Raw genomic sequence first — 8056 nt, 5'->3', positions numbered from 1 at the left:
GCGCGGGCCAGTTCCGGCCGGTCGGCGGCCCCGTCGAGGCTGGCGGCGAGCGCCCGCACGGTCGGGTGGCGGAACAGGTCGAGCATGGTGATCGAGCGGCCGGTGGCCTCGGTGAGGCGGGCGTGCACGGCGGCCAGGGCCATCGAGTGGCCGCCGATGTCGAAGAAGTTGTCGCTCACGCCGACCGCGTCGCGGCCGAGCACGTCCCGCCAGATCCCGGCGATCAGCTCCTCGGTCGCGGTGAGCGCGTCCGACCCGGCGGGCAGCGGCGCGCGGGCCGGTTCGGCGGTGGCGACGCTCATCGCGCCGAGCGCCGCGACCCGTACCGCCGGGCGGGGCAGCTCGGGCGCGACCTCGGCGGCCGGGGCGTCCGGGTCGGCGGCGAGCGCGCCGACCAGGGCGGCCAGGTCGGTCAGGAGCGCGTCGATCCGGTCGCCGGTGAACAGGTCCGGGTTGTGCACCACCTCGACGCCGGCCCGGCCGTCGCGCTCCACCACGTAGACGGTCAGGTCGAACGGTGACCCCGGCTTCGGCACCGACACCGGCTCGACGGCAAGGCCGGTCAGCGTCAGCCGCGGCGCGACGAAGTTGAGCACGTTGAACAGCACCTGCACCAGCGGGGCGCGGGAGGTGTCCCGGCCCACGCCGAGCGCCTCGACGATGCGTTCCAGTGGCGCGCCCGGGTGGGCGGTGACCTCGTGCAGTTCGGCGGCGGCCCGGTCGACCTGCTCGGCGAAGCTCGCGCCGCCGGAGCGGACCCGCACCGGCACGGTGTCGATGAAGAACCCGATCACCTCGTCGAACGCGGCCAGCCGCCGGTCCGCGACGATCGCGCCGAGCACGTGCTCGTCGCCGCCGGTGACCCGCCGCAGCAGTTCGCCGAACGCGGCAAGCAGCACCGCCGCGACAGTGGTGCCGCGCCGGGCGGCCAGGTCCCGCACGGCCCGGTCGGCGGTCTCGTCCAGCCGGACCGCGGCCTCCGCGCCGGCGTACGTCTGCACGGCCGGGCGGGGACGGTCGCGGGGCAGGTCCAGCACCGTGGGCGCGCCGGCCAGGTGCGCGGCCCACCAGGCCAGGTCGGTCTCGCCCCGGCGCCGGTCCCGGTCGGCGCGCCACACCGCGTAGTCGGCGTACGTGGCCGGCAGCGGCGGACGGCCCGGCACCGACCGGCCGAGCGCGCGGGCGTACGCGAGCGCCAGCTCGTCGTAGAGCAGCGCCTCCGACCAGCCGTCGAAGACCGCGTGGTGCACGGTGACCGCGAGCACGTGCTCCTCGGCGGCGAGCCGGTACACGGTCACCTGCCAGGGCGGCCCGGTGGCCAGGTCGAACGCGTGCCCGGCGCCGGCCGCGAGCATGCCGGCCAGTTCGGCGTCCGGGTCGGCGGCGCCGGTCAGGTCGACCACCGGCACCGCCACGTCGGTGGGTTCCTCGCGGACCGCGTACGGCACGCCGCCGTTCTGCGGTATGCGCCAGCGCAGCACGTCGTGCCGTTCCGCGACGGCCCGCAGCGCGGCGCCGAGCGCGGTGACGTCCAGCGGCCCGCGCAGCCGGTGCGCGACGGCGATGTTGTACGGCGCGCTGGACGGCGCGAGCTGATCCATGAACCACAGCCGCCGCTGCGGCGGCGACAGCGTCGGCGGGTTGCCGGTGGTGAGCCCGTCGGCGTCGGCGGGGTCGGCGGGGTCGGCGGCGCGGACCCGGTCGACGAGCGCGGCGAACGTGCGGTCGGCGAACAGCACCCGCGTGTCCACCTGCCGGCCCAGTTCCGCGCGCAGCGCCGCGACCAGCCGCATCGCGGCGATGGAGTTGCCGCCGGCGGCGAGGAAGTCGCTGTCCGGGGCGGGCACGGCGCCGAGCAGCCGGGTCCAGGCACGCCGGACCGCCGCCGTCACCGGGTCGTCGTCGGCGGACGCGTCGGCCACGGCGGCCGGGGCGGCCGCGGCCAGTTCGCGCAGCGCCGGCCGGTCCAGCTTGCCGGTGGTCGCGCTGACCGGCAGCGCGTCCAGCCGCACCGTCCGGGCCGGAAGCATCGCGGTGGTCAGCCGCGTCGTCGCGTACGCCCGCAGCTCGTCGTCGTCCGGTGCGCCGGCCGGGGTGAGGAACGCGACCAGCTCGGCGCCGGCCGGGCCGGGCACCGCCTCCACCGCGACACGCTCGACGCCCGGGCAGGCGGCCAGCACCGCCTCGATCTCGCCCAGCTCGATGCGCTGGCCGCGCACCTTCACCTGCCGGTCGGCGCGGCCGAGGTAGACGATCCGGCCGTCCGGGCCCTGCCGGACCAGGTCGCCGGTGCGGTAGAGCCGCTCGCCGGGTGCCTCGCCGAACGGGTCGGGCACGAACCGCTCGGCGGTCAGGCCGGGCCGGTTCAGGTACCCGTCGGCCAGGCCGGGCCCGCCGATCAGCAGCTCGCCGGTCTCCCCCGCCGGCACCGGACGCAGGTCGGCGTCGACCACGTACGCCCGGTGGTTGGGCAGCGGCCGGCCGATCGGCATCGGGTCGGTGTCGGCCGGGGTCAGGTCGCAGGCGACCGCCAGCACCGTGGTCTCGGTCGGGCCGTAGCCGTTGAGGAACCGCCGGCCCGGCGCCCAGCGGGCGACCAGTTCGGCCGGGACCGCCTCGCCGCCGCAGAGCAGCACCCGCCACGACGGGAACCCGGCCGGGTCCAGCAGCGCCAGCACGGTCGGGGTGATGAAGCCCCAGGTGACCTCGTGCGCGGCGACGAACCGGGCCAGCCGTACCGGGTCGGCCCGGTCGTCGGCGCCGAGCAGCTGCACCGCGCCGCCGAGCGTGAGCGGCACGAACAGGTCCATCGTGGCCGCGTCGAAGCCGAGCGAGGCGATGCCGAGGCTGCGGACCGAGGCGTCGGCGCCGGTCAGCGCGCTCACTCCGGTGACGAACTCGACCGCGTTGCGGTGGGTGGTCAGCACGCCCTTCGGGCGGCCGGTGGAGCCGGAGGTGAAGAGCACGTACGCCGGGTCGCCGGGGCGGGCGGGGCAGGGCGCGAGCGGGGCCGGGCCGGGCAGGCCGAGCCCCGTCACGCCGGGTTCGTCGCCGAACTCGGCCGCCGCCGCGTCGCCGACCACCACGCGGACGCCCGCGTCGCGGGCGATCCCGCGCAGCCGGGCCCGGGGGCCGCCCGGCTCCAGCGGCACGTACGCGGCGCCGGCGAGCAGCACGCCGACCACTGTCACCACCAGGTCGGGGGTACGCGCGCCGCACACGCCGACCCGGTCGCCCCGGCCGACGCCGTGCTCACGCAGCGCGGCGGCCACCCCGGCGGCCCGGTCGACGAGCTGCCGGTAGGTGAGCCGGGTGTCCCACTGGCGCACCGCCACCGCGTCCGGGGTGCGGGCCGCCTGCGCGGTGATCAGGTCGGCCAGGGTGGCGTCCGGCCACGGCAGGTCCGGGCCGTGGACGGCGCTGACGGTCAGGGTGTCGGTCACCGGAGTGCTCCAAGGTGCTCGGCCGGGTCGGTGATCTGGAGGCGCAGTTCGCTGACGTAACCGCGGCCCCGGGCGTCGGGCACCCACGCCTCGGTGGGTGCGGGCAGCAGTTCGGAGACCACCACCGGCACGTCCGGGCCGGTGCGCAGCGCGGCGTCGACCATCGCGCACAGCGACTGCGCGTACAGCGGGCCGGTCAGGTCCACGTAGCAGGGCTTGATCTCGGTGCCGACCTTGACGAACACCCGCTCGGGCAGACCGGTCTCGGCGCGCCAGCGGCGTACCGCCAGGTAGCGGGCGGTCTCGTCGGCGTGGCCGCCCAGCCCGCACGCCCCGGCCGTGGTGCGCCAGGTACGCCGGGCCACGACCAGCCGGTCGATGGTGATGCGGGGCGTGTACGCGGCGGCGCCGAGCAGCTTGAACGCATCGAGCAGCAGCGAGCCGAGCAGCGTGGCGAACACCTCCATCAGCGGCCAGCGGGCGCCGTCGGGGAAGACCGCGGTGAGCTGGTCGCCGGTCCGCTCGACCACCACTGCGGTGGCCGGGACCAGGCGGTCCACGTCGGCGCCGTGCGCGGTGTCGATGCCGAGCTGGCGGTCCGCCGGGCCGGTCAGCGCGTACGTGGTCCGGGTGGTGCGGCGGGGGAAGCTGTCCGGCCAGAGCACCCGCAGCCGGACCGGGCCCAGGTCGGTGTCGAGGTCGGCGCGCAGCGCGGCCGGGTCCGGGTGGAACGGGCTGAGCACCGCGCTGTCGAACGCCACCGAGGCGGGGTGCAGCTCGCCGAGCACCAGCAGGAAGTCGCCGCGTTCGACGGCCTCCGGCGAGGCGGCGCTGAGCTGCACGTCGGGGTTGTGCAGCCGGGCCGACGGCCAGCCGGGCCGCGCCGCCGGGAACAGCTCCCGGGCCCGCTCGGTCAGGTCCGCGGCGCGCAGCCGCAGCTCCGCCTGCCCCTCCGGCAGGTCGGCCAGGCCGAACAGCTCGGCCCAGCGCGCGGTGAGCGTGGCGCCGGCCCGGCCGATCGGGCCGTCCGGGGCGACGAGCGTGCCCTGGGCCAGCAGCCACAGGTCGGCCAGCCCCACCGGGCCGTCGGCGGCCAGTTCCTCGTGCAGCTCGGTGAAGAGCTCGCCGCAGCGGGCGGCCACCTCGCCTGTGAACCAGCGGGCGGTACGCAGCACCACCGCCATCGGCTCGGCGAGCGCGTCGATGACCGCCGACCCGATCCGGAACTCCAGGTCGCGGGCGGTCTCCTCGTAGCAGACGGTGCGGGCGGCGTACATCTGCCCGCTGTGCCGGGTGGCCGGGCGCCCGGTGACGGCGGTGAACCCGGCGTTGAGCGCGGCGAGCGCGGCGCCGAGCCGGTCCGGGTCGCCGGCCGCGGCGGCCACCTCGTCGCGGGCGGCGCGCAGCCGGCCGAACTCGGCCGCCGTGGCGGCGCGGACCGGCTCGTCGCCGATCGCGGCGATCCGCGCTTCGAGCACCCGCTCGGCGTCCGGTGCGATCGGCAGGTTCGCGCCCCAGCTGAGCCGGCCGCGCTCGACCCAGCGGTCGAGCAGCAGGTAGACGTCGTCGGCGCCGTGCACCTCACCGGCGTCGCACAGCCGCTGCGCCAGTTCCACAGCGGGCGTCCGCCCGTCGCAGGCGCCGAGCACCAGCGCCTCGACCGGGGTCAGCGCGATCGGCGGGTGCAGCGGCCAGCGCAGTTCCCGCCCGACGACGGTCAGGTGCGGCTGCAGGGCGGGCGCCCACCAGCGCCGCACCGCGAGGTCGTCGGCGAGCCGGTCGGCGTACGCGATGAGCGCCCACGCCTCGAAGTACACCCGACGCCGGTGCACCAGCGCGTCGCCGGGCACGGTGTGCACCCCGCGGAGGGAGGTCTCGAACGTGCCCCAGCAGACCGGGCCGAAGAAGCCGATGGTCTCGGCCTTGCCGCAGTAGCGCTGCCAGTAGCGCAGCAGGCTCAGCTCGCGCTTGCGGCGGCGCACGTTGCGCACCTGCGGGTCGGTGCGCAGCAGCCCGTCCAGCGCGATCAGCATGTCCGGGTTCTGCCAGGTCACCGCCTCGCGCAGCAGCGGGTCGGCGGCCAGCTCACCGGCCACCGCGGAGGACTCGGCGAACGCCTCGGCCAGCGCCTTGCCGAACACCTCGAGGCCGGTGTCGCCGGCGAGCAGCGCGTCCGCGGCGGCGGCGCAGTCCGGCGCGGCGAACCGGTCCAGCCCGGCGGCCGGGAACCCGGCGGTACGCAGCACCACGTCCCGCCACACCGACCAGCCGGTGTCGCCCAGGGGCAGCAGGTGGCTCACCGGTGGTCCTCCCGCCCGGCGTCGGTGATGTGCAGGCGCAGCTCGCTGAAGTAGCGGCGGCCCGCCCCGTCCGGCACCCACGCCTGCTCCGGCGCGGGCAGCATCTCGCTGACCGTGAACGACACGTCGTCGCCGCCGTCGACCCGGGCGGCGCGCACCATCGCGCACAGCGTGGTGGCGAACGCCGGCGCGGACAGGTCCACGAAGCACGGCTTGGTCTCGGTGCCGAACTTGACGTACACCTGCTCGGGCAGACCGAGGCGGCGGCGCCAGTCCCGGACGGCGAGGAACCGGTCCCGCTCGCCGTTCGGGACCGCGAGGCCGCTCTCGCCCACTGTGGTCCGCCACGTCTGGCGGGCCAGCACCAGCCGGTCCACGGTGATCCGGGGCGTGTACGGCGCGGCGGCGACCAGCTTGAACCCGTCCACGGCGTGCGCGCTGAGCGGCTCGGCGAAGATCTCGACGAGCGGCCAGCGCTGACCGTCCGAGGCGGTGGCGACCAGTTCGCCGTCCACCTCGTCGACGACCAGGTCGACGGTGGGCAGCACGCGTGCCGGGTCGGCGCCCGGCGCGTCGAGGAACGCCAGGTGCCGGTCGGCCGGGCCGGTCAGCGACTCGGCGGTACGGCTGGTCCGCCGCGGCCAGTCGGCCGGGAACAGCAGCCGGACCCGCCGCTGCCCCATGTCCACCGCGAGCGCGTCGCGCAGCCGCTCCACGTCCGGGTGCGACGGGGTGAACACCGCGCAGTCGAACGACGACCAGGCGGCGTGCAGTTCGCCGAGCACCACCGTGTAGTCGCCGCGCCGCAGCGCTTCCGCGTCGGTGGCGCAGATCTGCAGGTCGGGGCTGTGCATGGCGGCGTTCGACCACTCGGGCCCGTCGCCGGGGAACACCGCGTCGATCCGGCCGGCGAGGTCGGCCGCGCGTAGCCGTACGTCGGTGGTGCCGGCGGGCAGCGTGTCCAGGCCGAACAGTCCGGCCCAGCGGGCGGCGAAGTCCGCCGCCACCGCGTCGACCGGTCGTTCCCCGTCACCCCAGAACATCCCCTGGGCCAGGAACCACAGGTCGGCCAGCGGCACCGGGGCGCCGGACTCGGCGCGCAGCTCCTCGTACAGGCCGCGCAGCACGTCCAGGTAGGCGCGGGCGAGCGCGTTGGCCAGCCAGCGGGCGGCGCGCAGCAGCACGTCCAGCGGGGCGGCCAGTTCGGACAGCAGCGGCGCGCCGAAGACCACGTCGAGGTCGCGGGCGCTGTCCTCGTAGCAGACCGTGCGGCCGGCGTACATCTGCCCGGCCCGGCGTACCGCGGGCACACCGGTCAGCTCGGTGAACGTGGCGTCGAGCGCGTCCAGGGCGGTCCGCAGCCGGTCCGCGTCACCGGCCGCGGCGGCGACGTCGTCGCGGGCGGCACGCAGCCGGTCGAACCCGGCGCGTGCGGCGGCGCGGGCCGGCTCGTCGCCGATCGCGTCGATCCGGTCGGCCAGCACCCGCTCGGCGTCCGGGCTCACCGGCAGGGCCGCGTCCCAGGTGATCAGTTCCCGCTCGACCAGCCGGTCGAGCAGCGCGTAGCCGTCCTCCGGGCGGCGCAGCCCGATCGCCGGGTCGGTGACCAGGTCGGCGGCGGCGCGCCGGCCGTCGGCCGCGCGCAGCAGCGCGGCCTCCACCGGGGTCAGCGTCAGCGCCGGCCTGCCGGGCCGCAGCACGTCGCGGTCCCGAACCGCCAGGTGGGCCCGCAGCATGGGCGGCCACCACCGGCGCACCGCCAGGTCCGCGCCGATCCGTTCGGCGTACGCGGACAGCGCCCACGACTCGAACCACACCCAGCGCCGCCGGGTCAGGCTGTCGCCGGGGTTGACTCGGGCAACCTCCGGCTGCGCGGGATCGACTGTGACCCAGCAGCTGGGGCCGAAGAAGCCGACGGTCTCGTTCTTGCCGCAGTAGCGCTGCCAGTACTTCAGCAGCGCCCGTTCCCGGTCGCGTCGGCGCACGTTGCGGGCCGCGTCGGCGCCGCCGCGCACCAGCCCGTCGAACGCGACGAGGGCGCCCCGGTTCTGCCAGGTGACCGCCTCGCGCAGCAGCGGGTCGGCGGCCAGCTCGCTGAACCGCTGCGCGCCGGCGCGCAGCGCCTCCTCGAACTCCTTCGAGAACCGGTCCTCACCGGCGCCGGTGGTCAGCAGCTCGTCGGCCGCGGCGGCGGCCCGGGGCGCGGCGAACAGATCCAGCCCGTCGGCCGGGAAACCGGTGGTCCGCAGCACCGCGTCGCGCCACACCGACCAGCCGGTGTCGCCGAGCGGAACCCGGTGCGCGGCGCCGGCG

3 protein-coding genes are annotated in these 8056 nt (G+C 76.9%); all 3 read right to left on the bottom strand.

Going from position 1 to position 8056, the window contains the following annotated elements:
• Positions 1-3443, bottom strand: a 3443-nt coding sequence (locus tag AC2CHG_RS28170; RefSeq protein ID WP_484525937.1) for an amino acid adenylation domain-containing protein, incomplete at its 3' end; no start/stop codon positions are given.
• Entirely contained in the window at positions 3440-5743 is a 2304-nt protein-coding gene (locus AC2CHG_RS28165) for a lantibiotic dehydratase (protein ID WP_484525936.1), read from the bottom strand. The genes AC2CHG_RS28170 and AC2CHG_RS28165, both read right to left, overlap by 4 nt.
• On the bottom strand, positions 5740-8056 hold a 2317-nt coding region (locus AC2CHG_RS28160; protein ID WP_484525935.1), incomplete at its 5' end, for a lantibiotic dehydratase. The genes AC2CHG_RS28165 and AC2CHG_RS28160, both read right to left, overlap by 4 nt.

The organism is Micromonospora sp. ATLC20 (genome assembly GCF_057196585.1).
The sequence above is the reverse complement of the archived record's forward strand: the minus strand, read 5'-3'. Positions and strand labels throughout refer to the sequence as shown.